We start from the raw sequence: 26217 nt of genomic DNA on the forward strand, positions 1-26217 counted from the left end.
TTTTTTTGTGGAATAAATGTCGAAATAAACCGAATCAGCGGTTATCGTGGTATAATTAATTTTTGATATAGATAAATAATAGTTTTTAATAGATGGGAGAGAGACGATGAGCGAACATGCCTTAGGCAATAAAGAGCGATTCCAACTCTTGCTCCAGCAGCTGCAACTGGTAGAAGATGCTGTAGTAGTACATTTCCAAAATGCACAAATTGAAAGGCTTCTGGTTGAAAAGAAGGAAAGGAAGTGGCACTTTCAATTTTTATTTGAAAACATACTTCCATTCAATGTGTATCTCAAGTTTACTACACAACTCGAAAGAACATTCACAAACATCGCAACCATTTCCTACAATATCCAGGTAACGAATCAAGCCAGCACACCGCAGCTTTTGCTAGAATATTGGAATTACTGCATTCAGCAAATTGACGGTATTGCACCGCCGCTTGTTAAACTTCTAAATGAACAAATCCCTGAAGTCAGCGGGAATAAACTAACCGTTTCTGTAAGAAATGAAGCGGAAGGACTCGCCTTAAAGCGAAAATATGGTCCTGTTATCGGAAATATCTATCAGTCCTTTGGTTTTCCACTGTTAGCGATTGATACTGAAATAAAAAGTGAAGAAAAAAATGAAGAATATCAGCAATTCTTACTGGCTAAACAGAAAGAAGACCAAGAGCGTGCTCACATGGCCGTTATAGAAATGCAAAAGAAAGAAACGGATAAGGCTCAAGCGGGAGGAGAGGCCCCTTCAGGTCCGCTTTCAATTGGGTTAACGATCAAGGATGATAGCGAGCTTCGCAGCTTGATTGATATCGTTGATGAGGAAAGACGAGTTGTCGTCCAAGGGTATATCTTTGATGCGGAAATAAGGGAGCTTCGCAGCGGACGTTCCCTATTAACTTTTAAAATTACAGATTATACAAGCTCGATCATCGTAAAAATGTTTTCTCGTGATAAAGAAGATGCTGCCCTATTTCAGCTGGTTAAAAAAGGCTTATGGGTAAAGGTTCGGGGAAGCGTTCAAAACGATACCTTTGTCCGTGATCTAGTCATGATTTGTAATGATATCAATGAAATAAAACCTGCTGGACGAAAAGATACAGCACCTGAGGATGAAAAACGGGTAGAATTGCATCTTCATACACCAATGAGTCAAATGGATGCCGTGACTCCAGTAAGTGCACTAATTGCACAAGCAAGTAAGTGGGGTCATAAAGCGATTGCTGTTACAGATCATGCTGTTGCCCAGTCATTCCCTGAGGCTTATGGGGCAGGGAAAAAGAATGATATTAAGATCCTTTACGGTGTGGAAGTGAACTTGGTGGATGATGGGGTACCAATCGCTTATAATGATGCCCATCGTTTGCTGGCCGAGGATACATTTGTTGTATTTGACGTTGAGACAACAGGACTTTCTGCTGTATATAATACGATCATTGAGCTCGCAGCGGTTAAAATTCACAATGGGGAAATTATTGACCGGTTCGAATCATTTGCAAATCCACATCAACGTCTTTCAGCCACAATTATTAACTTAACTAGTATTACAGATGACATGCTTAAAGATGCTCCAGAAGTTGATGAAGTAATTAAGAACTTTTATGACTGGGCAGGAGATGCTGTTTTAGTTGCCCATAACGCTTCCTTTGATATGGGCTTCTTGAATGTAGCCTATAAGCAAATAGGCTTAGAAAAAGCCAAAAATCCTGTCATTGATACTTTAGAGTTAGGGCGTTTTTTATACCCAGAAATGAAAAATCATCGCTTAAATACATTAGCCAAAAAGTTTGATATTGATTTAACTCAGCATCACCGGGCCATATACGATACCGAAGCAACTGGCTACCTGCTCTTGAAAATGCTAAAGGACGCTCTTGAAAAAGGAATTGAGTATCATGATGAGTTCAACAATAACATGGGTAAAGGAAATGCTTATCAACGTGCACGTCCTTATCACTGCACCCTTTTAGCCCAGACAGAAGCAGGTTTGAAAAACCTATTCAAACTAATTTCGATCTCACATATTGAGTATTTTTACAGGGTTCCAAGACTCCCAAGATCCGTATTGCAAAAATATCGTGAAGGAATTTTAGTTGGGTCAGGGTGTAATAAAGGGGAAATATTTGAAGGCATGATGCAAAAATCCCCTGAAGAAGTCGAAGCACATGCCGGCTTCTATGACTATCTTGAAGTCATGCCAAAAGAAGTGAACGCACCGCTGATCGAAATGGAATTGGTACGTGACGAGAAAGCGATGGAGGACATCATTGGTAAAATTGTTGCCCTTGGTGATAAATTGGGGATTCCTGTCGTCGCGACAGGAAATGTTCATTATTTAACTGAAAATGATAAAATTTATCGAAAAATATTAATTAACTCTCAAGGCGGGGCAAACCCATTAAACAGACATCAACTGCCAGATGTTCATTTTAGAACGACCAACGAAATGCTTGATGCTTTCTCGTTTTTAGGAGCAGAAAAAGCGAAAGAAATAGTCGTCACCAATACGAATAAAATTGCCGACATGATTGATGTTATTAAGCCAATCAAAGATGATTTGTATACACCTCGAATTGAAGGTGCAGATGAAGAAATGCGTGAAATGAGTTACGCAATGGCACGGAGTATTTATGGTGATCAGCTTCCAGAAATCGTCGAAGCGAGGCTGGAAAAAGAATTAAAAAGTATCATTGGACACGGATTTGCCGTTATTTATTTGATTTCACATAAATTGGTTAAAAAGTCACTCGATGATGGCTACCTTGTTGGATCAAGGGGATCTGTCGGTTCATCGTTAGTTGCGACCATGACAGAGATTACAGAGGTAAATCCACTGCCGCCGCATTATGTCTGTCCGAACTGTAAACATTCTGAGTTCTTTAACGACGGTTCGGTCGGTTCCGGATTCGACTTACCGGATAAAGATTGTCCAAATTGCGGAGGAAAATACCGGAAAGACGGTCATGATATACCCTTCGAAACATTCCTAGGTTTCAAGGGAGACAAGGTCCCCGATATCGACTTGAACTTTTCCGGAGAATACCAGCCGCGTGCCCACAACTATACAAAGGTATTATTCGGTGAGGAATACGTGTATCGTGCCGGAACAATTGGTACGGTTGCCGATAAAACGGCGTTTGGTTATGTGAAAGCCTATCAGCAGGATAATAACCTGCAAATCCGTGGTGCTGAGATTGAACGGCTGGCTTCCGGCTGTACGGGCGTAAAAAGGACAACCGGTCAGCATCCAGGGGGAATTATTGTTATCCCCGACTATATGGATGTCTATGACTTTACTCCGATTCAATTCCCGGCCGATGATCGAAATTCAGAATGGAAAACAACTCATTTTGACTTCCATTCCATTCATGATAACGTCCTAAAGCTTGATATACTTGGACACGACGATCCGACCGTCATCAGGATGCTTCAGGATCTTAGCGGAATTGATCCCAAAACGATACCGACGGATGACCCTGAGGTAATGAAAATTTTTAGCAGTACTGAATCATTAGGTGTAACAGAGCAGCAAATCATGTGTAAAACCGGTACCTTAGGAATTCCTGAATTTGGTACGCGATTTGTTCGGCAAATGCTAGAAGATACGAAGCCAACGACCTTCTCTGAGCTTGTCCAGATTTCCGGCTTATCACATGGAACGGATGTATGGCTTGGAAATGCACAGGAATTGATTCATAACCAAATCTGTAACTTAAGTGAAGTAATTGGTTGCCGTGATGATATTATGGTGTACTTGATTTATCAGGGACTTGACCCTTCCTTTGCCTTTAAAATCATGGAGTCTGTGCGTAAAGGGAAAGGTTTAAGCGAAGAAATGGAAGCAGAGATGCGCAGAAATGAAGTGCCAGAATGGTACATTGATTCCTGTAAAAAAATTAAGTATATGTTCCCTAAAGCTCACGCCGCTGCCTATGTATTAATGGCAGTCAGGATTGCTTATTTTAAGGTTCATCTTCCACTTCTTTATTATGCTGCCTACTTCACGGTTCGTGCTGAGGACTTTGATATTGAAGCTATGTCAAGGGGTTCTGAAGCAATCCGGGCCAAACTTGAGGAAATTAATGCAAAAGGTCTGGAGGCTTCAAATAAAGAGAAGAACTTATTAACCGTCTTAGAGCTTGCCCTTGAAATGACGGAAAGAGGCTTCAGCTTCCAAAACTATGATCTATATAAATCGGATGCATCCGATTTTATTATCGAAGGAAATACCTTAATTCCTCCGTTCAATTCTATTCCGGGATTAGGAACGAATGCTGCCTTTAATATTGTAAAGGCGAGAGAAGATGGAGAATTCCTCTCAAAAGAAGACTTACAGCAGCGTGGTAAGGTATCTAAGACCATCCTTGAATATCTCGATAAACAAGGCTGTCTTGCAGCCCTGCCTGAACAAAACCAGCTTTCACTGTTCTAGCAAGGCGCTTCCGGTTTTGATCATCCAGCTGCAGCGCCTAGGGGCTCGGGGTCATAAGCTTATCCAGTTGCGGCTCCTTGGGACTCGAAGCATAAGCCACCCTCTGAAGAAGGCAAAAAGCGCCTTCTTGCAGGGTTCGTCTTATGCTTTCGTCCCAGGACAGTCGCCTCCACATTTAACTCAATCCGTCAGGAAGGTTAAAGAACAACCTTCCCGCCGGCTTGTCTTATGCCTGTCGCTCCTGTACAAGGCGCTTTCGCTTTTGATTATCCAGCTGCAGCGCCTAAGGGCTCGGGGTCATAAGCCAATCCGACAGAAAGGTTAAAGAGCAACCTTTCCGCCGGCTCGTCTTATGCCTGTCGCCCTTGAGCAAGGCGCTTTCGCTTTTGGTGTTTGCATATAAACTATGGTTATGGTATAGTTTTATTGGAAATACTAAGAAATACTCTCGAGTTCAAGAGTGGGGAAACCCACTCTTTCGTTATGTAACCAAGCTGCTTTAAATGCATCTTGGTTTTGTTTACTATTTGTTTTTTATATTTGATAAAACTTTCCGTGAACTACATAGAATTTGGGTGAAATAATAGAGAAAAGGAGGTAAAGCATGAGCAAAGTAACGGAAGTTGTTGAAGAGCTGGCTGCACCAATTTTTCAAGAGCTTGGATTAGAGTTAGTGGAAATCGAGTACGTGAAAGAAGGAAAAAGTTGGTTTCTTCGCGTATATATCGATAAGGATGCCGGTGTAGATATCGAGGACTGTGGTATCGTCAGCGAACGGCTGAGTGAGAAATTGGATGAATTAGACCCCATTCCCCATAACTATTTCCTAGAGGTATCCTCCCCAGGTGCAGAGAGGCCATTAAAAAAGGCAAAAGACTTTGAAAAGGCTGTAGGTAAAAATGTCTTTATCAAAACCTATGAGCCCATCGATGGGGAAAACAAGTTCGAGGGCACTTTAGTGGATTTTGATGGCCAACATGTTACCGTTGAAATTAAGATTAAAACCCGGAAAAAATCAATACAAATTCCATTTGAAAAAGTAGCAAGTGCACGTTTGGCTGTTACCTTTTCATAAAAAAGAAAATTAAATAAGGATTAGGGGGATACAAGCAAATGAGCAGCGAATTATTAGATGCTCTTACAATACTGGAAAGAGAGAAAGGCATTTCCAGGGATGTTTTAATGGACGCCATTGAAGCAGCACTAATTTCAGCATACCGCCGAAATTTCAATCAGGCTCAAAATGTCCGCATCGATTTAAATTTAGGAACAGGTTCTATGCGTGTTTTTGCACGTAAAGAGGTAGTTGATCAAGTTTTTGATCCTCGTCTGGAAATATCGATCGAAGATGCCCAACGAATCAACCCAAATTATCAAGTTGAAGATGTTGTCGAAATGGAAGTAACACCTAAAGACTTCGGCAGGATTGCGGCACAAACAGCAAAACAAGTGGTTACCCAGCGTGTAAGAGAAGCAGAACGGGGAATTATTTATTCTGAATTTATCGACCGTGAAGAAGATATTATGACGGGTATCGTTCAAAGACTAGACTCAAAATTTATTTATGTCAGCCTCGGAAAAATTGAAGCTTTACTGCCCGTAAATGAACAAATGCCGAATGAACGATACAAACCGCACGATCGTATCAAAGTTTTTATTACAAAGGTTGAAAAAACAACCAAAGGACCACAGATTTTTGTATCGCGTACGCATCCGGGGTTATTAAAACGATTATTCGAAATTGAAGTTCCGGAAATTTATGACGGTACAGTGGAAATTAAATCCGTTGCCCGTGAAGCAGGGGATCGCTCGAAAATTTCTGTACATTCCGATAATCCTGAAGTTGACCCGGTTGGATCATGCGTTGGTCCAAAAGGAACCCGCGTTCAGGCTGTTGTCAATGAATTAAAGGGTGAAAAAATTGATATTGTTAAGTGGTCTGATGACCCAGTGGTGTTTGTGGCTAATTCATTAAGCCCATCTAAGGTGCTTGATGTTATGGTAAACGAAGCTGATAAAGCAACCACGGTTATAGTACCTGACTATCAACTTTCACTAGCTATTGGGAAACGCGGACAAAATGCCCGCCTTGCTGCCAAATTAACCGGCTGGAAAATTGATATTAAATCAGAAACAGAAGCACGGGAATTAGGAATTTATCCACGTGAGGAAACAATCAGACTATTCGACGATCAAGTCGAAAATGATTTTGATTTTGATGAAGAGTTAGATGATTAGGTGAGGTGAATGACGAGTGAACACTAGAAAAAAAGTTCCTATGCGCAAATGTGTGGCAACCGGTGAAATGAAACCGAAAAAAGAACTCGTTCGCATCGTTCGTTCAAAAGAAGGGGAAGTTTCAATCGATTTGACTGGAAAGAAATCCGGCCGTGGTGCATACCTTTCTTTGAACAAAGAAGCTGTATTGTTAGCCAAGAAAAAAAACACCTTATCTAATCACTTAGAGGTACCGATAAATGATTCGATCTATGAAGAACTACTTGAGTTAATAGAGAAGGAGAACTGACTATCCAAATGAAGGACAATCAATGGATGTCATTGCTTGGCTTAGCCAATCGAGCACGTAAAATCATATCAGGTGAGGAACTTGCCCTTAAGGAAATTCGAAACAATAAGGCAAAACTCATTTTAATAGCCGCAGATGCATCTGCAAATACAACGAAAAAATTTACAGATAAATGTAATTCTTATCATGTGCCTTTAAAAATGGTGGAAAATCGTCATCTTCTTGGTCAGGCAATTGGCAAAGAAGCCCGCGTTGTTGTAGCTGTTTTGGATGGTGGATTTGCAAAGAAATTGGTAACGTTGCTCGATTAAATCTAGCGGGGGTGAAACAAAATGAGTAAAATCCGTGTATATGAATACGCAAAGAAACACAATATTTCAAGCAAAGAAATAATAAATAAATTAAAAGAAATGAATATAGAGGTATCCAATCATATGGCAACAATAGAAGATGCAGATGTAAAAAAGCTGGATGCCACATATAACAAAAAGGCAGAAGGTTCTACTTCCCAGCCAAAACAAAATAGTGGTCAGCAAAACCGTTCAAATAGCCGTCCAGGAGGGCAGCAAAACCGTCAAAATTCAAGACCTGCGCAAACAGGTCAAAAACCTCAAGTACAGGCGAGATCACCAAAAGCATTTGAAGAAGCTGCAGATAAAAATACAGCTCCTAGCAAGGTGAAAGTTGTCTCACCACCAAAGAAGGTGGAAGGCAAAAAGCAAAACCAAGAAACTCAATCAAAAGAAAATAAAGTATTTAATAATGCTGATAAAGCTAAGGCTAGACCATATAATAATAACCAAAATCGCAATAATAACCAAAATCGTAATAATAATAAAAAGAAATCTCATACCCCAGTTCAACATTCTCAGCCTGTTAAGAAAAAGGAAAAAGAGCTTCCAGCAAAAATTACCTTTACAGAATCTTTAACGGTTGGAGAATTAGCGAAAAAAATCTATCGTGAACCATCTGAAATCATTAAAAAGCTGTTTTTACTTGGCGTAATGGCAACCATCAATCAGGTGCTTGATAAAGATGCGATTGAATTAATTGCTGGTGAGTATGGCGTTGAAGTAGAAGAAGAAATTAAAATCGATACCACAGATTTAGAAGTGTATTTCACAGAAGACGCACCAGAAACCTTAGTGGAGAGACCTTCGGTTGTAACCATTATGGGTCACGTTGACCATGGTAAAACAACCTTACTTGATTCCATTCGGAACACAAAGGTAACAGAAGGCGAAGCTGGTGGAATTACCCAGCATATCGGTGCTTACCAAGTTGTTGAAAATGGTAAGAAAATTACCTTCCTAGATACTCCTGGACACGCTGCCTTTACAACGATGCGTGCCCGTGGTGCTCAAATAACGGATATTACCATTCTTGTGGTAGCAGCCGATGACGGCGTAATGCCACAAACGGTTGAAGCGATTAACCACGCAAAAGCTGCAGAAGTACCAATTATTGTCGCAGTTAATAAAATGGATAAAGAAGCTGCCAATGCTGACCGTGTTATGCAGGAATTAACTGAACATGGATTAGTAGCAGAAGCATGGGGTGGGGATACTATCTTTGTACCACTTTCCGCAAAAACAGGAGAAGGTATCGACAACCTGCTTGAAATGATTCTGCTTGTCGGCGAAGTAGAAGAATATAAAGCAAATCCTAACCGGAATGCAGTTGGAACAGTAATCGAAGCCCAATTAGATAAAGGACGCGGCTCTGTTGCAACATTATTAGTTCAAAATGGTACACTAAAAATAGGTGATCCAATCGTTGTTGGAAATACATTTGGCCGTGTTCGTGCCATGGTTAATGATAAAGGACGCCGTGTGAAAGAGGCAGGACCATCTACTCCTGTTGAAATCACAGGTTTGAATGATGTACCGCAAGCAGGGGATCGTTTCGTCGTATTTGAAGACGAAAAAACAGCTCGTCAAATTGGTGAAGCCCGTGCCCAAGTGGCATTAGCAGCCCATCGCGGTGAAAAGTCAATTGTGAGCCTGGATAATCTATTTGAGCAGTTGAAGCAAGGTGAAATGAAGGATCTAAACATTATTCTAAAAGCTGATGTTCAAGGATCCGCTGAAGCCGTAGCAGCTTCCCTGCAGAAAATCGATGTGGAAGGTGTTAATATTAAAATCATTCATAATGGCGTTGGTGCTATTAATGAATCTGATATTTCTCTTGCGGCTGCATCAAATGCGATCGTAATTGGTTTTAACGTTCGTCCGGATGTAAATGCAAAACGTGCGGCTGAGGCTGAAAAAGTCGATGTTCGTCTGCACCGGATTATTTATAAAGTAATTGAGGAAATTGAAGCAGCAATGAAAGGGATGCTTGACCCAGAATTCCAAGAAAAAATTATTGGTCAGGCTGAAATTCGTCAAACCTTTAAGGTATCAAAAGTTGGTACGATTGCTGGTTCTTATGTTACCGATGGTAAAATCACTCGTGACAGCGGAATCCGTTTGATCCGTAATGGTGTTGTCATCTTTGAAGGGCAAATTGATGCTTTGAAACGATTTAAAGACGACGCTAAAGAAGTTGCCCAAGGTTACGAATGTGGAATCACAATTAAAAACTTCAATGATGTTAAAGAAGGAGATATCATTGAGGCATATGTAATGGAAGAAATTGAGCGTAAATGATTGTTGGTGTAGCCGAATGTGAATGCTTAATCTATAATGCCCATTCATTAAAAGAAAAACGGGCAGTGCTGCAACGGATTCTAACCCGGTTAAAACAGAGATTTAATGTATCTGTTGCAGAAGTAGATTATCAAGATACCTGGCAAAGAACAAAAATTGCTATTGCAGTCGTTACCTCTACGCGGGTAGCTACCGAGCAGGAATTGCAAAATGCATTCAAACTAATCGACTCATTTCCAGAAATAGAAAGAACGATCACCGAGATAGAATGGCTTTAAGTTAAGAGGTGAATGCAATGAGCCACAGAGCAAATCGTGTTGGAGAACAAATGAAAAAAGAACTTAGTGACATTATCGGCCGCAAAATTAAAGATCCGCGGATCGGTTTTGTGACCGTTACAGATGTTCAAGTTACAGGAGATCTTCAACAAGCTAAAGTATTTATATCCGTTTTAGGTGATGACGAGCAAAAGGAGAATACATTAAAAGGCCTAGCTAAAGCAAAAGGGTTTATCCGAACCGAAATAGGTCACCGTATCCGCCTTCGTAAAACACCTGAAATCATCTTTGAATGGGATGAATCAATCGATTACGGAAATCGAATTGAAACCCTTCTACATCAATTGCATACGGACGATGATAAACCGTATGAAAAGCACGAAGAAGAATAGAGGATAGACATCATGTCTATCCCTTTTTTTAATGGTTCGTTAAAAATAGTAGATAATCATATGGAAAGAAAGGAGAAGTTAAATGGAAGGAATACTGCCATTATATAAGCCCGCCGGATTAACATCCCATGATTGCGTTTTTAGGCTGCGGAAAATATTAAAAACAAAAAAAGTGGGTCATACCGGTACGTTGGATCCAGACGTTACGGGTGTCCTGCCAATTTGTATTGGCAAAGCCACAAAGGTAGCGGAATACATAACAGATGCTGGAAAAGCCTACTTAGGGGAAGTAACAATTGGATTCTCCACGACAACGGAAGATTCTTCTGGTGAGGTAGTAGAATGTAAAGCGGTTAATCGCGTGATTACAAGGGAAGAAATTCTACAGGTGCTGCAAACATTGACAGGGGAGATTGAACAAACACCGCCCATGTATTCAGCCGTTAAGGTAGGAGGTGTCCGTCTTTACGAATATGCCCGAAAAGGGATAGAGGTGGAACGGCCAACAAGAGTGGTATCCATTTACTCCATTGAATTACTTGATGAACGAGAGCAATTTGAGGGAGAAACCATTTCATTTCGTTTTCAGGTTCGTTGCAGCAAAGGAACCTATATCCGTACGTTAGCGGTGATGATTGGGGAGATTCTTGGTTTTCCTGCTCATATGTCCTATTTACAAAGAATTCAATCAGCCAGTTTTCATTTGGAGGATTGTTTAACCTTTGAAGACATTGAAAAGTGTATGGAAGAGGGGACGATTTCGAACGTTTTAAGACCGTTAGAAACCGCACTCTCTCATTTGCCGAAATTTCGTATTAATGATACAGTAGCAGAGAAAGTGAAAAATGGTGCACTGTTACAAATACCAGATCATTTAAAAACAATTAACGGACCAATTATCGCTGAAACGGACGATGGAACGGCACTAGCTATTTATGCTAAGCATCCTAGCAAGCCAGATCTCCTCAAACCCGTTAAGGTGTTACGAAACGATCGTTAATAATAAGGTACGGAATAGAAAAGGTGAGTTTCATTGGAAGTAATACGGCTTAGTTACCCCATTAATATTGATGCAGAGTTCCCTTCTTTAGCAATGGCTTTAGGTTATTTTGACGGTGTCCACCTCGGACATCAACAAGTAATTCTTGAGGCAAAAAGACAGGCGGAAGAAAAAGCTCTATCTAGCGCTGTGATGACATTCGACCCTCATCCATCCGTTGTATTAGGGAAGAATACACAGCATGTTCACTATATTACCCCCTTATCTGAAAAGGTGACAATCATTGAAGAGTTAGGGATTGATTATTTATTTATAATTGAGTTCACCCCAGAATTTGCCTCTCTTTTACCACAAGAATTTATTGACCAATATGTGATTGGTCTAAATGTTAAACACGTTGTGGCGGGATTTGATTTTACCTATGGCAGGATGGGGAAAGGAACGATGGAGACCTTGCCATTTCACTCACGAGATCAATTTAGTTATACGGTTGTTCCGGAATATGTGCAAGGGAATGAAAAGGTAAGTTCCACAAGAATCCGCCGTCTGCTCAAGGAAGGTGAAACGATGGAGCTTCCGATTCTACTTGGTCGCTTCTATACGACAACAGGAATTGTCGTCCACGGAGATAAACGCGGGCGGACAATCGGTTTTCCTACAGCCAATGTTGATCTTTATGACGAATATATAATTCCGCCAACTGGTGTTTATGCCGTTAGATTTAAGGTTGCTAAGCGCTGGTTTGATGGAGTATGTAATGTTGGCTATAAACCTACCTTTAACAAAGAATCATTAAAACTTTCTGTAGAAGTTCACTTGTTTGATTATAATGAGGATATCTATGGCAATGAGGTAGTAATTGAATGGCATCTTTACCTTCGTAAAGAACAGAAATTTTCTGGTATCGACGAACTGGTTGCCCAGATTGAAAAAGATAAACAAAACGCACTTGCCTATTTTGAGAAAAATCGACATTCTTTCTAACTTCTTGGCAAAAAGAAGGATTTCCTACAATATGTTCAGGTTTTAACTTGCATTTTGCCGTAAAACCATGTATTCTTAAATACGTATTAAAACAAACCTTTACTTGGCAAGTCGAGTCTCCGACGCTTGCTCGGTAACAGGGGATATGAAAATTTTAGGAGGTGAACCGGATGGCAATCACTCAAGAACGTAAAAACGAACTTATCAATGAGTACAAAACTCATGAAAGCGACACTGGATCTGCTGAAGTTCAAATCGCTGTCCTTACAGAATCAATTAATAATTTGAACGAGCACTTACGTACACACAAGAAAGATCACCACTCACGTCGCGGTCTTTTGAAAATGGTAGGTAAACGTCGTAATCTTTTAACTTTCTTACGTAATAAAGATGTTCAACGTTACCGTGTACTTATTAATAAGCTTGGTCTACGTCGTTAGTTAACAGAAGCGGGATTTTTCCCGCTTTTTTGTTAGCAAAAAAACATTTTTTTTATACATAATTTTAAGTCTAAGCTTTTCTGTGCATACTATTAATAATTTGGTTTAAACAATAAGCTTTAAAGGCTTTTTTTATATGAGTTAGAATTAGTTTGATGATTAACCGAGAGGGTTTTTCTTTCGTATCATCCTTCTAAGGATTTAGTTAGAGAGGGGTAAAAATATGGAACAAATAAAACATGAATATTCTATGGATTGGGCCGGCCGTAAATTAACGGTTGAAATTGGCCAATTAGCGAAGCAAGCAAGCGGTGCAGTGTTGGTCCGTTATGGAGATACAGCCGTATTAAGTACTGCTACTGCATCAAAAGAGCCAAAAAACCTCGACTTTTTTCCATTAACAGTTAACTACGAAGAACGTCTATATGCGGTTGGTAAAATCCCTGGCGGCTTTATTAAACGGGAAGGACGACCAAGTGAGAAGGCCATTTTAGCAAGCCGTTTGATTGATCGTCCGATTCGTCCGCTTTTTGCTGATGGGTTCCGAAATGATGTACAAGTTATCAGCATTGTCATGAGCGTTGATCAAGATTGCTCAACGGAAATGGCTGCTATGTTCGGCTCTTCGTTGGCACTTAGTACATCTGATATCCCTTTTGAGGGGCCAATTGCGGGTGTTGTAGTTGGACGTGTAAATAATGAATTCGTTATTAATCCAACAGTTGAGCAGGCGGAAAAAAGTGACATTCACTTAACGGTTGCCGGCACAAAAGATGCGATTAACATGGTAGAAGCAGGGGCTTTGGAAGTTCCCGAAGAAATCATGCTTGAAGCCATCATGTTTGGTCATGATGAAATCAAGCGGTTAATTGAGTTCCAAGAAAAAATTGTCGCTGAAATTGGAAAAGAAAAACGACAAATCAGCTTATATGAAATCGATCAAGAACTTGAAGCTGAGGTTCGAGGACTTTGCGAAGCTGACATGGTAAAAGCGATTCAGGTTCAAGAAAAGCATGCTCGTGAGGATGCCATTAAAGAGGTTAAAAACCAAGTTATAGCCAAATACGAAGAACAAGAAGCTACCGATGAAGATATGAAGCAAGTTAAGCAAATTTTGGACAAGATTGTTAAGGGTGAAGTCCGCCGGTTAATTACGGTTGAAAAGGTACGTCCTGATGGCCGTAAAATAGATGAAATTCGCCCATTGTCCTCCCAGGTAAGCATATTACCTCGTACGCACGGTTCCGGTTTATTTACCCGTGGACAGACTCAAGCATTAAGTATTTGTACCCTTGGGGCAATGGGGGATGTTCAAATCCTTGATGGATTAGGAATTGAAGAGGAAAAACGGTTTATGCACCACTATAATTTCCCATCCTTTAGTGTAGGGGAAACAGGTCCGATCCGTGGTCCAGGCCGTCGTGAAATTGGACACGGTGCACTTGGAGAACGTGCCCTTGAACCAGTGATTCCGTCCGAAAAGGATTTCCCATATACAATCCGCCTTGTTTCTGAAGTACTTGAATCCAATGGTTCCACATCACAGGCTAGTATTTGTGCAAGTACACTAGCGATGATGGATGCCGGTGTTCCGATCAAGGCTCCAGTTGCCGGGATTGCGATGGGACTAGTTAAATCAGGTGAGCATTATACGGTTTTATCTGATATTCAAGGAATGGAAGACCATCTTGGGGACATGGACTTTAAGGTTGCTGGAACAGCAAAGGGTGTTACAGCTCTTCAAATGGATATTAAAATTGAAGGTCTTTCTCGTGAGATTTTAGAAGAGGCCTTGCAACAAGCAAAAGTGGGCAGAATGCATATCTTGGATTCCATGCTCGCTACGATTACGGAACCAAGAACAGAGCTATCGCAATTTGCTCCAAAAATCTTAACGATGACCATCAATCCAGATAAGATTCGTGATGTTATTGGACCAAGCGGTAAACAAATCAATAAGATTATTGAAGAAACCGGCGTTAAGATTGATATCGAACAAGATGGTACAGTCTTTATTGCCTCTACTAATCAAGAAATGAACCAAAAGGCGAAGAAAATCATTGAAGATATCGTCCGTGAAGTTCAAGTAGGCGAAATGTACCTTGGTAAGGTTAAGCGGATTGAAAAGTTTGGCGCCTTTGTTGAAATCTTCGCTGGAAAAGACGGTCTTGTTCATATTTCTGAACTTGCTGAAGAGCGAGTAGGAAAAGTGGAAGATGTCGTGAAAATTGGCGATGAACTTTTGGTAAAGGTAACGGAAATTGACAAGCAAGGCCGAGTAAACCTATCTCGTAAAGCAGTTTTAAAAGAACAGCGTGAAAAGGCCGAAGAAAAACAGTAATGTTGAAGTCATAGGTAAAAGGAAAAAAGTCAGGGAATCCCTGGCTTTTTTTTGTAAACCGGCTTAGATTTCTAATGTTCTACCTTGTCCTCTTTAGACATAATCTTTAAGGAAGGGGGAATGGTAGATGAAAAAGGCTGGTATTTTAATTGTCATTTGTTTAGCAGCTTGGTTTTCCGTCAACAATCCTATTGTTGAAGACTATATAGCATCGTTAACAGAATCTGCACTTCCGGTCGTGAAGCAGACAGATCCTCTGTATCAAAAAATAGTAAAAAATGCACATACATATGAAGTCCCGCCTTCCGATGCAAAGATTGATCCTGTTTGGAAGGCCATTCCTGGATATAATGGAATGAAAGTAGATATTGCAGCGTCCTATAAAAAGATGAAGGAAAGAGGCGAATTTGATGAGCAAAAGCTTGTATTCGTCCAAACAAAACCAAAAGTGCATCTTGAAAATTTGCCGCCCACTCCTATTTATAAAGGCCATCCTGATAAACCAATGGTTTCGTTTATTATAAATGTAGCATGGGGAAATGAATATTTATCCGATATGCTTGCAACATTAAAAAGGCATAACGTATCGGCCACCTTTTTTCTTGAAGGGAACTGGACAAAAAAAAATCCTGAACTCGCCAAAATGATTGTTAGTGCTGGTCATGAGGTAGGAAATCATTCCTATTCACATCCAGATATGAGCAAGCTGACCGCCGCGAAAGCAAAAGAACAAATAATCAAAACAAATGAAATTATAGAAGCCGCCACAGGTGAAAAAAGTGTATGGTTTGCACCGCCAAGCGGGAGCTACCGTGATGAAACGGTTAAAATTGCTCATGATTTAAACATGAAGACAGTGATGTGGACGGTTGACACAGTTGATTGGCGAAAGCCGTCTCCAGACGTTTTGATTAATCGAGTTATCTCTAAAATTGACAAAGGCTCAATGGTTCTTATGCACCCTACTGAAGCGACAGCAAAATCTCTAGATCGGTTAATTACGTTAATTGAAAAAAAGAATTTGCACATAGGTACGGTTAGTGAATTAATGGATGAGGAAAGAATAATAAAATAATTAAGGCAAATTATCTCAGAAATTGGAGAAAATACATTTAAGTAAGTATAATAAATAATTGGAGTAGCAGCGTCTGCATTTTAATCCTACTAAACATGAATAAGAAGACAACAGCTTTTGAAAACTTAGAGGAAGATATTCTATAGGCGGGGGCCAGCTGCCTGTAAAAGTCCGATTAGTTTAGGCAGTGGGGCATCCCCTTGCTGTTTGAAGTTTCGCTGTATAGACAGGAGGAAGTCAATGATTAATAAGTACACTTGCCAAAACGGAGTAAGAATTGTTCTAGAAAATATCCCTACCGTAAGGTCAGTTGCGATTGGTGTATGGATTGGAACAGGTTCTAGGAATGAGGATCCGCAAACAAATGGTATTTCTCATTTCCTTGAACATATGTTCTTCAAAGGAACAACAACAAGATCAGCAAAGGAAATTGCTGAATCATTTGATAGTATTGGCGGTCAAGTAAATGCCTTTACATCGAAGGAGTATACTTGCTACTACGCAAAAGTACTGGATACCCATTCTAAGTTTGCCTTAGATGTATTAGCCGACATGTTCTTTAACTCTACTTTTGTCGAAGAAGAGTTAAACAAAGAAAGAAATGTTGTCTTGGAAGAAATCAAAATGTATGAAGATACGCCAGATGATATTGTTCATGATTTGTTGAGCAGGGCAGTATTCGAAGATCATCCGCTTGGATATCCGATCCTTGGGACCGAAGAAACCTTGAATACATTTACAGGTGAGTCATTAAAGGAATATATTCATCAGCGGTATACACCCGAAAATGTCGTTATTTCGATTGCCGGAAATGTATCCGAGAGTTTTATTAAGGAAGTTGAAAATTATTTTGGTTCTTACCAAGGTGATTCAAAGGAAGCACCTGAGAATATCCCTGTTTTTCATTCAAACCGAATTTCCAGAAAGAAAGAAACTGAACAAGCTCACCTCTGTATTGGTTTTGAAGGCTTGAAGGTTGGACATGAGGATGTTTATAGTTTAATTACCTTAAATAATATTTTAGGCGGCAGCATGAGTTCCAGGTTATTTCAAGAGGTACGTGAACAACGAGGGCTGGCCTATTCTGTATTCTCGTACCATTCAGCCTATTTAGATAGCGGGATTTTGACAGTCTATGGAGGAACCGGGGCTAAACAGCTGGACCTCTTATTTGAGACCATTCAAGAAACGTTAGATAAGTTAAAACAAGATGGTATTACCGAAAAGGAACTTACAAATAGCAAAGAACAATTAAAGGGCAGTTTGATGTTGAGTTTAGAGAGCACCAATAGCCGCATGAGCCGTAATGGAAAAAATGAGCTTCTATTAAAACGCCATCGCTCACTCGATGAAATTATCGAGCAGATCGATGCGGTTACGAAAAAGAGTGTTGATGGAATGGCAAGAGACATCTTTACTGACAAATACTCGGTAACTTTAATTAGTCCGAACGGTGAATTCCCAAATAAATTAGCTTAATGGAACGAGGTATCCCAGTTTTAGTGGATACCTCTTTTTCTGTCATGTTAGTTCAAACTCCTAGCAGCTTAGAACTTGCTTGCTAAACCTGCGAATTCGCTTTTCTTATTCTAAAATTTGTCCTCCCTTTATACACTAATAGAAAAAGTGATGGTGGGGGGTTAAGGCTATGAGGTTAAGTGAATTAAGCGGGAAAGAAATTGTCGATGTAAAAAAGGCAGAGCGCCTTGGGGTGTTAGGACAAACAGATTTAGAAATAAATGAGAACACAGGTCAGATTCAGGCACTGCTAATTCCCTCCCTAAAATGGTTTGGTTTTCGTAAACAAGGGGAGGAAGTCAGAGTGCCATGGCAGCATATTAAAAAAATAGGTTCCGATATGATTATCATTGATGTTCCAGAAGAAGATAGCCGCTAGGAAAGAAGCCCAAGCAAAATAACCGTTGCTTGGGCTTTTTTTATTTCCTTTCATGGAAAACTCACCGAATCAACCAATCTTACATAAGATGTTGAAGTGATAACAGTAAAAGGAATTCTAAGTTGGATTTATAAAAAAAAGAAGGTGAATGTTTTCATGCTGACAGGGATGCAGATAGCCGTAATGGGCGGTGATGCCAGACAGCTGGAAATCATCCGTAGGTTAACCGAATTAGACGCGAGATTATCGCTTATTGGATTTGAACAGCTTGATCACGCCTTTACCGGTGCCGTCAAAGAAAGGCTCGATGAAGTTGATTTTTCCAATGTGGATGCCCTGATTCTGCCAGTGCCTGGAACAAACTTAGAAGGACAGGTAGAAACCATCTTTTCAAACGAAAAGGTAATTTTAACAGGTGATATTTTAAGCAAAACACCCGAACATTGCACCGTGTATTCAGGCATCACCAACTCTTATTTAAATGAAATAACAAAAGTGGCAAACCGGCCCTTGATTCAATTATTTGAACGGGATGATGTTGCCATTTACAATTCGATCCCGACTGTCGAAGGAACCATTATGATGGCCATTCAGCATACAGACTTTACTATTCATGGATCGAATGTGACCGTACTAGGTTTAGGCAGAGTGGGGATGAGTGTAGCAAGAACTTTTGCAGCTCTTGGAGCAAAGGTAAAGGTTGGGGCACGAAAAAGCGAGCACCTGGCAAGGATTACAGAAATGGGTCTTACTCCATTCCACTTAAGTGAATTGGTGAATGAAGTAAAAGATACCGATATTTTAATTAATACGGCACCACATCTAATTGTTACAGCCATGGTCATCTCCAAACTCCCTGCCCATACCCTCATTATCGACCTTGCCTCCAAGCCTGGCGGTACGGATTTCAGATATGCAGAAAAGAGAGGGATAAAAGCACTGCTCGCTCCCGGCTTACCAGGAATTGTAGCGCCTAAAACAGCAGGTCAAATACTTGCCAATATCCTAGCCCAACTGCTTCAAGAGGATGTTGGAAAGCGAAAGGGGAAAGTGAAATGAGTTTAAAAGGTAAAAGAATTGGCTTCGGTCTAACAGGCTCACATTGTACGTATGATGCTGTATTCCCGGAAATAGAAAAACTCGTTCAAGCCGGTGCGGAGGTAATTCCAATTGTAACCTTTAACGTTCAAAATACAGATACACGTTTTGGCAAGGGGGAAGATTGGATTCAAAGAATTGAAGACTTGACTGGAAATAAGGTCATTGACTCGATTGTAAAAGCAGAGCCGTTAGGTCCTAAAATTCCTCTGGATTGCATGGTCATTGCGCCTTTAACAGGTGTTTCGATGAGTAAGTTTGCAAATGCTTTGAATGATAGTCCGGTATTAATGGCTGCTAAGGCGACACTAAGGAATTTAAAACCCGTTGTCCTTGGAATTTCCACAAATGATGCTCTAGGGTTAAATGGAATCAACCTCATGAGATTAATGGCCACCAAAAATATTTATTTTATTCCATATGGTCAAGACGATCCTGAGAATAAGCCAAATTCAATGGTTGCCAGAATGCCGCTTTTAACACAAACAGTAGAAGCTGCGCTTGAAGGAAAACAACTCCAGCCTGTTTTAGTGGAGAGATATAAGGATTCCGACTAAATTTCCCCCACTTTCGCTAAAAAAGGTTATTTCTTAATAAGAATATGTTAAAATAAATTAATCTTTCATCAGAGGGGTCAACCCCTTCTGATGTAAATTTAAGAATAACCACTAATGTTCAGTGCAGGTTTGAAAGGGGAACTAGAAATGAGTCAGCAAAAAGGTTTTCACGTTGCGGTGGTAGGAGCAACAGGAGCGGTTGGACAACAAATGATCCAAACACTAGTGAAAGAGAATTTTCCTATTAGCAAACTTACCCTACTATCATCGGCCCGCTCGGCTGGAAAAGTAGTCGAAGTAAATGGACAGGAAATTACCATTCAAGAAGCAAAGCCTGAAAGCTTTGAAGGTGTTGATATTGCATTATTTAGTGCAGGTGGTAATGTGTCTAAGGAACTGGCTCCAGAAGCGGTTAAACGTGGTGCCATCGTCGTGGACAACACTAGTGCATTCAGAATGGATGCAGATAAGCCATTAGTTGTACCTGAAGTAAACGAAGCGGATTTACATGAACACACGGGCATTATTGCCAACCCAAACTGCTCTACGATTCAAATGGTTGTTGCGTTAGAACCAATCCGTCAAAAATTCGGCTTAAAAAAGGTCATAGTTTCCACCTATCAAGCAGTTTCTGGAGCAGGGGCTGTGGCTGTTGAAGAATTAATGGAACAAACCAAATCGATTTTAGCGGGAGAATCAGTCGAACCTAAAATTTTACCGGTGAAAGCTGACAAAAATCATTATCAAATTGCATTTAACGCAATTCCACAAATAGATAAATTTCAAGAAAACGGCTATACATTTGAAGAAATGAAAATGATTAATGAAACGAAAAAAATCATGCATCTTCCTGATTTACAAGTTTCTGCAACTTGTGTAAGACTTCCTGTTGCAGTGGGACACTCAGAATCAGTTTATTTTGAAGTGGAAACAGATGGTGTCAGTGCTCAGGAAATCAAGGCTTTATTAAAGGATGCTCCTGGAGTAGTTTTACAGGATGATCCAGAAAATCAACTATATCCGATGCCTGCACATTGCGTAGGAAAGAATGATGTGTTCGTAGGACGTATTAGAAAAGACATTGATGAAGACCGCGGCTTCCATATGTGGGTGGTTTCAGATAACTTACTTAAAGGGGCAGCTTGGAATTCAGTTCAAATTGCGGAAAGGTTAGTAGAATTAGGTCTAGTTAAATAAGGCTACATCATAAAGGCAGGGTTTGGTGTTAAATGAAAATAATTGTACAAAAATTTGGCGGGACATCTGTTAAAGATGACGAAAGCAGAAAACATGCCCAAGGCCATATTGAAAAAGCATTAAGTGAAGGCTACAAAGTGGTTGTAGTGGTTTCTGCTATGGGTAGAAAAGGAGACCCGTATGCAACTGATACACTTTTATCCTTAATCGGCGGCAATCTTAGCAAGATATCCAAACGGGAACATGATCTCCTTTTATCCTGCGGTGAGGTTATCTCGAGTATTGTCTTTACCAATATGTTACTAGAGAGCGGAATCAACGCTGCAGCCTTAACAGGAGCACAAGCAGGCTTCCGTACTAATAATGATCATACGAATGCAAAAATCATTGAAATGAAATGTGACAGAATTCTAAGGGAATTAGAGACGAATGATGTTGTCGTTGTGGCAGGGTTTCAAGGAGCTGCGAAAAATGGGGATGTAACCACGATTGGACGCGGCGGTAGTGATACATCCGCTGCTGCTTTAGGTGCCGCTTTGAACGCTGAATGGATTGATATCTTTACAGATGTTGAAGGGATTATGACGGCCGACCCGCGTATTGCTGAAAACGCACGGCCACTTTCTGTTGTTACCTATACAGAGGTATGTAACCTAGCCTATCAGGGGGCAAAAGTTATTCATCCTAGAGCGGTTGAGATTGCTATGCAGGCAAAAGTACCGATTCGAATTCGCTCCACTTATTCTGATTCACTTGGGACATTGGTCACGTCCGTTAATAAAGATAATCGCGGCAGTGATATTAAAGAACGCACCGTGACAGGGATCGCCCATGTATCTAATGTTACACAAATAAAGGTCTTTGCTAAAAAAGATCAATATAACCTTCAGGCAGAAGTATTTAAAGCAATGGCAAATGAAAAAATCAGTGTTGATTTTATCAATATTTCTCCGAACGGAGTTGTCTATACGGTAACAGATGAAATGACCGATCGGGCAATTCAGGTCCTGAAAGAAATAGGTCATGAACCGGTAGTTGAGCGCCATTGTGCAAAGGTTTCCGTAGTAGGTGCAGGGATTGCAGGAGTACCAGGAATCACCTTTAAAATCGTAACAGCCTTATCAAATTATGGAATTCGTATTTTGCAATCAGCAGACAGCCATACAACTATTTGGGTACTGGTTAAACAAGAGGACTTAGTTAAATCCGTCAATTCCTTGCACGATGCCTTTCAATTAGAGGAAGAAACAGTTGAGTATGATTTCTGAGGCAATAAAGAAGAAAGAACGTTTTTATTGAATGCTGCTTGTTGCAGCAGATAAGTTCCGATTGTATTGAAAGGAGTACTAAAATGGTTCATTTCGGGCGAGTATCAACAGCAATGGTAACCCCTTTTGATAAAAATGGGCATATCGACTTTGGAAAAACCACTCAATTGGTTAATTATTTAATTGATAATGGCACGGATTCCCTCGTAATTGCAGGAACAACAGGAGAATCCCCGACGCTTTCCAAAGAAGAAAAGCTGGCTCTATTTGATCATGTAGTGAAAGTTGTCAAAAAACGTATTCCAGTAATCGCTGGAACGGGGAGTAATAATACGTACGCCTCGGTAGAATTAACCAAAAAGGCTGAGCAGCTCGGTGTTGATGCTATTATGGCGGTCGGTCCTTATTATAATAAACCAAACCAAGAAGGTTTGTACCAGCATTTTAAGGCCATTGCAGAAGCCACAACCCTGCCGATGATGGTTTATAATATTCCGGGGAGATCATCCGTTACGATTCAGCCGCAGACAGTGATCCGTCTTTCTAAAATTCCAAATATCGTCGCGGTAAAGGAAGCCAGCGGCGACTTAAACGCCATGACGCATATCATTGCAAATACGGCAGATGATTTTGTCCTCTATAGCGGGGATGATAGTTTAACCATCCCGGTTCTATCGATTGGTGGTGCAGGGGTTATTTCGGTGGCGTCACATGTGATTGGAAATGAATTACAAGAAATGGTCAAAGCATTTTTTGATGGAGAACAGGCTAAATCTGCTAAATTACATCAACACTTGCTTCCGCTCATGCAAGGGCTTTTTGCTGCACCAAGCCCTGGGCCAGTTAAAACTGCCTTACAAATCAAAGGGCTGGATGTAGGGCCAGTCAGGCTTCCGCTTGTAGGTCTAACGGGGGAAGAACGAGCTACACTCATATCGCTTCTTAAAAGTATATAAATGACAGAGGGCTAATCGAATGTTCTGTTCGATTAGCTCTTTTTTTGAAAAACAGCGATATTACTTTAAAAAAATGATTATTGGTTGTAAAGGTTTTCAGGTATCAAGTATAATAATTATAACTGATCTTGGGTCGGCGATTGAAAGTGAACAACCATATTTAGCTTTTACTCATTCATGGTTGCTTTGCTGGGCTTTATTTGAGTATCTATTTATTGTCAGCATAGGAGGAAACGCAAATTGGTAAAGAAAAAGAATACATCCATTAAGTTGATTACACTTGGTGGTATTGGAGAAATCGGAAAAAATATGTATCTTGTTGAGGTGGACAAGGACATATTTATTATTGATGCTGGCTTAATGTTCCCCGAGGAAGAAATGCTCGGTATCGATATGGTCATACCTGATATTACATATGTAAGAGAAAATAAGGAACGGGTGAAGGCCATTTTTTTAACACATGGTCATGAAGACCATATTGGTGCGCTGTCTTATGTACTCTCACATGTTGATGTCCCTGTTTATGGAATGAAACTTACCCTTGCACTAGCAAATGCAAAGCTAAGGGAACAAGAATTTACTGGTACTGCTAATTTGATCGAAGTGGATTCAGACACGACGGTGGAATTAGACACAGTACAGGCAAGTTTTTTTAGAACGAATCATAGTATTCCGGACTCTGTCGGCGTTTGCATTCATACGTCCGAAGGAATTATTGTCTATACTGGTGATTTTAAATTTGACCAGGGGGCAACCAAGCTTTATAAGGCAGAAGTCGGCAAGATGGCTGCCATTGGAGACCAAGGAGTATTGTGCTTATTATCCGATAGTACAGAGGCTGAAGCCCCTGGATATACCACTTCAGAAACCAAGGTTGAACGAGAAATGTCTAATGCCTTTTATAATGCCCCAGGCCGAATTATTGCCGCTTGTTTTGCATCTGACATAAACCGGATCCAGCATATTTTTAATGCTGCGAGTGAAAATGGACGTAAAGTTACGGTTGTTGGAAAGAGCCTTGAACAAATTTATCATATCGCACTCGATTTAGGTTATTTAGAAGTTGATGAGGATCTGATTATCCCTGTTAGCGAAATTAAAAATTACCAGGACCGTGAAATTGTCGTTTTAATGACAGGCAGCCAGGGTGAACCGATTGAGGCATTACAGAAAATGGCCAAGCAATCACATAAACTTTTAAATATCCAACCAGGTGATACCGTCTTAATTGCCGCCTCACCTCTAAAGGGAAGTGAAGTCTTTTTATTTAAAACGATTGACATGCTTTTTAGAGCGGGTGCTAATGTGATTTCTGGCAAACGGGCCCTTCATGTATCCAGTCACGGCAGCCAAGAAGAATTGAAATTCATGATTAATTTAATGAAACCGAAATTTTTCATTCCTGTCCACGGAGAATATAAGATGCTCAAAGCACACAGGAAAGTGGCATTGGAATGTGGACTTACCGATCAACAAATCATCATACCTGATCGCGGTGATGTGGTTGAATGGAAGGAAGGCGGCATTGGTATTACCGGTAAAGTCCCATCAGGAAATGTTTTAATTGATGGGATTGGTGTGGGTGACGTGGGCAATATTGTGTTACGTGATCGAAAGCTTTTATCTCAAGATGGTATTCTGATTGTTGTTGTCACGTTGACAAAACAGGAAAAGAAAATTGCTGCTGGACCTGAAATTATTTCAAGAGGCTTTGTTTATGTACGTGAGTCAGAAAAGTTAATGGATGATTCTACAAAATTAGTCCGTGATATCGTAGAAAGGAATACAGCAAAAGGTACGTTTGAATGGGCCAGCTTAAAACAGGAAATAAGAGATGAGTTGAATCGATCTTTATATGAAAAAACAAAGAGAAGACCAATGATACTTCCAATCATAATGGAGATTTAAAAGCGGAAGCGCCTAGATGCTGAAGCTTGATAATCTAAAAGTCAATTTTGAAACTATTATTTTTTAGAGCACGGCACTGGTGGGATGAACCAGTGCCTTTTTATATTTAGAGCATGAAATTGTATCTCGAGTAAATACTAAACATATATCATGCTTGAAGGGAGTAGTAGGATGAATAACGAATATCAAGGTAATGATACCGGCAAACAAGAAGGTCAAGAGCCTCAAAAAGAGGAAAAGACTTCTCCATTATTAGAAAAAATACAACAATTGGGCCAAACAAATGTGCCGCAGCTCTCAGCTGATTCTAGTATTCATTGCTTAACCATAATAGGCCAAATAGAAGGACATCTTGCCTTACCGCCACAAAATAAAACAACCAAATATGAGCATTTACTTCCACAGTTAGTCGCTATTGAACAAAACCCGAAAATTGAAGGGGTCCTAATTATTCTGAATACGGTTGGCGGTGATGTAGAAGCCGGACTAGCCATTTCAGAGATGATTGCTTCCCTATCAAAACCAACAGTTTCAATTGTCTTAGGGGGAGGACATTCCATCGGGGTGCCAATTGCTGTTTCGTGTGATTATTCATTTATTGCTGAAACTGCTACGATGACCATCCATCCTATTCGCCTGACCGGACTCGTGATTGGAGTCCCTGCAACCTTTGAATATTTAGATAAAATGCAAGAGCGGGTTGTTAAATTTGTGACAGGACATTCGAAAATTAAAGAAGAAACCTTTAAAGATTTAATGTTTGCGAAAGGTAATTTAACGAGAGATATTGGGACAAATGTCATTGGTATTGATGCGGTTAAATACGGATTAATTGATGAAGTAGGCGGTCTAGGACCTGCGATGAAGAAATTAAATGAAATGATTGAACTCCAAAAAGGGGAAAATGAGGGGCTGATTCAATGATTTTATATACGATGATGCCAAGTGAACTGATCTTTCCCGCCGAACAAGTGGAAGAGAGCAAACAAAAATTGATCACTTATCAGGGTGTCTCCATGCTGGTAGAGCAAACAGACTCAGAGCATGTAGAAGTAGTTCGTATTCTAAGCAGTGACCCGCAGCATTATTTAAATCAGCAGCTTTGCCCGGGAGCAAAAATTTCTTTTGCTAACCTCGGAGGTTTATCGGCATTGTAATAGTAGATTATGGTATAATTATCAAAGAGAAAAAAAGCAGCCAAATTTGGGCTGCTTTC

Annotated in this window: 23 protein-coding genes; all 23 read left to right on the top strand. The window is 40.3% G+C overall.

Annotated elements, in window-relative coordinates; all coding sequences use genetic code 11:
- The first annotated feature begins 106 nt into the window (after positions 1–106).
- The 23 genes from J7E81_RS03765 to J7E81_RS03875 all read left to right on the top strand — a co-directional run bounded on the left by J7E81_RS03765 (position 107) and on the right by J7E81_RS03875 (position 26158).
- The gene (locus J7E81_RS03765; RefSeq protein WP_215040783.1) at positions 107–4432 is read left to right on the top strand and encodes a PolC-type DNA polymerase III; all 4326 of its coding nucleotides are present in this window, start codon (positions 107–109) and stop codon (positions 4430–4432) included.
- A gap of 604 nt (positions 4433–5036) precedes the next feature.
- A complete protein-coding gene (gene rimP, locus J7E81_RS03770) occupies positions 5037–5507 on the top strand; it encodes a ribosome maturation factor RimP (RefSeq protein ID WP_215040784.1) in 471 nt (156 codons plus the stop codon).
- Between the two features lie 38 nt (positions 5508–5545).
- Positions 5546–6670, top strand: a complete 1125-nt coding sequence (gene nusA, locus J7E81_RS03775; protein WP_215040785.1) for a transcription termination factor NusA — start codon at positions 5546–5548, stop codon at positions 6668–6670.
- A gap of 16 nt (positions 6671–6686) precedes the next feature.
- A complete protein-coding gene (rnpM, locus tag J7E81_RS03780; protein ID WP_215040786.1) occupies positions 6687–6959 on the top strand; it encodes an RNase P modulator RnpM in 273 nt (90 codons plus the stop codon).
- An 8-nt stretch (positions 6960–6967) separates the two neighbouring features.
- Positions 6968–7270: a YlxQ family RNA-binding protein gene (locus J7E81_RS03785; protein WP_215040787.1), complete on the top strand. Its 303-nt coding sequence runs from the start codon at positions 6968–6970 to the stop codon at positions 7268–7270.
- A gap of 21 nt (positions 7271–7291) precedes the next feature.
- Entirely contained in the window at positions 7292–9610 is a 2319-nt protein-coding gene (infB, locus tag J7E81_RS03790; protein WP_215040788.1) for a translation initiation factor IF-2, read from the top strand.
- Positions 9607–9888, top strand: a complete 282-nt coding sequence (locus J7E81_RS03795; RefSeq protein ID WP_215040789.1) for a DUF503 domain-containing protein — start codon at positions 9607–9609, stop codon at positions 9886–9888. The genes infB and J7E81_RS03795 overlap by 4 nt, the downstream gene beginning before the upstream one ends.
- 17 nt (positions 9889–9905) lie before the next feature.
- The gene (rbfA, locus tag J7E81_RS03800; RefSeq protein ID WP_215040790.1) at positions 9906–10280 is read left to right on the top strand and encodes a 30S ribosome-binding factor RbfA; all 375 of its coding nucleotides are present in this window, start codon (positions 9906–9908) and stop codon (positions 10278–10280) included.
- Between the two features lie 82 nt (positions 10281–10362).
- The gene (gene truB / locus J7E81_RS03805) at positions 10363–11280 is read left to right on the top strand and encodes a tRNA pseudouridine(55) synthase TruB (RefSeq protein ID WP_215040791.1); all 918 of its coding nucleotides are present in this window, start codon (positions 10363–10365) and stop codon (positions 11278–11280) included.
- A 33-nt stretch (positions 11281–11313) separates the two neighbouring features.
- Positions 11314–12264 carry a bifunctional riboflavin kinase/FAD synthetase gene (gene ribF / locus J7E81_RS03810; RefSeq protein WP_215040792.1) on the top strand — a complete coding sequence of 317 codons (951 nt, stop codon included), beginning with the start codon at positions 11314–11316 and terminating at the stop codon, positions 12262–12264.
- Between the two features lie 170 nt (positions 12265–12434).
- A complete protein-coding gene (rpsO, locus tag J7E81_RS03815; RefSeq protein ID WP_024026799.1) occupies positions 12435–12704 on the top strand; it encodes a 30S ribosomal protein S15 in 270 nt (89 codons plus the stop codon).
- A gap of 223 nt (positions 12705–12927) precedes the next feature.
- Complete coding sequence (pnp, locus tag J7E81_RS03820) at positions 12928–15045, top strand: polyribonucleotide nucleotidyltransferase (RefSeq protein ID WP_215040793.1); 2118 nt, start codon at positions 12928–12930, stop codon at positions 15043–15045.
- Positions 15046–15172: 127 nt separating this feature from the next.
- Positions 15173–16120: a polysaccharide deacetylase family protein gene (locus J7E81_RS03825; RefSeq protein WP_215040794.1), complete on the top strand. Its 948-nt coding sequence runs from the start codon at positions 15173–15175 to the stop codon at positions 16118–16120.
- 240 nt (positions 16121–16360) lie between these two features.
- A complete protein-coding gene (locus J7E81_RS03830; RefSeq protein WP_215040795.1) occupies positions 16361–17599 on the top strand; it encodes a M16 family metallopeptidase in 1239 nt (412 codons plus the stop codon).
- A 169-nt stretch (positions 17600–17768) separates the two neighbouring features.
- A complete protein-coding gene (locus J7E81_RS03835) occupies positions 17769–18017 on the top strand; it encodes a YlmC/YmxH family sporulation protein (protein WP_215040796.1) in 249 nt (82 codons plus the stop codon).
- Positions 18018–18173: 156 nt separating this feature from the next.
- Entirely contained in the window at positions 18174–19076 is a 903-nt protein-coding gene (gene dpaA / locus J7E81_RS03840; RefSeq protein ID WP_215040797.1) for a dipicolinic acid synthetase subunit A, read from the top strand.
- On the top strand, positions 19073–19672 hold the full coding sequence (gene dpaB, locus J7E81_RS03845; RefSeq protein ID WP_215040798.1) for a dipicolinate synthase subunit B: 600 nt from the start codon (positions 19073–19075) through the stop codon (positions 19670–19672). The genes dpaA and dpaB overlap by 4 nt, the downstream gene beginning before the upstream one ends.
- A gap of 147 nt (positions 19673–19819) precedes the next feature.
- Positions 19820–20869 carry an aspartate-semialdehyde dehydrogenase gene (gene asd / locus J7E81_RS03850; protein WP_215040799.1) on the top strand — a complete coding sequence of 350 codons (1050 nt, stop codon included), beginning with the start codon at positions 19820–19822 and terminating at the stop codon, positions 20867–20869.
- A 32-nt stretch (positions 20870–20901) separates the two neighbouring features.
- A complete protein-coding gene (gene dapG / locus J7E81_RS03855; protein ID WP_215040800.1) occupies positions 20902–22137 on the top strand; it encodes an aspartate kinase in 1236 nt (411 codons plus the stop codon).
- Positions 22138–22220: 83 nt separating this feature from the next.
- Entirely contained in the window at positions 22221–23093 is an 873-nt protein-coding gene (gene dapA, locus J7E81_RS03860) for a 4-hydroxy-tetrahydrodipicolinate synthase (protein ID WP_215040801.1), read from the top strand.
- A 240-nt stretch (positions 23094–23333) separates the two neighbouring features.
- Entirely contained in the window at positions 23334–25001 is a 1668-nt protein-coding gene (locus J7E81_RS03865; protein ID WP_215040802.1) for a ribonuclease J, read from the top strand.
- A gap of 171 nt (positions 25002–25172) precedes the next feature.
- Positions 25173–25925, top strand: coding sequence for a ClpP family protease (locus tag J7E81_RS03870; RefSeq protein WP_215040803.1), 753 nt, complete (start codon positions 25173–25175; stop codon positions 25923–25925).
- Positions 25922–26158, top strand: a complete 237-nt coding sequence (locus J7E81_RS03875) for a YlzJ-like family protein (RefSeq protein WP_215040804.1) — start codon at positions 25922–25924, stop codon at positions 26156–26158. Before J7E81_RS03870 ends, J7E81_RS03875 begins: the two co-directional genes overlap by 4 nt.
- Positions 26159–26217 lie beyond the last annotated feature (59 nt).

The organism is Bacillus sp. ISL-18 (genome assembly GCF_018613415.1).
GTDB lineage: Bacteria > Bacillota > Bacilli > Bacillales > Cytobacillaceae > Neobacillus.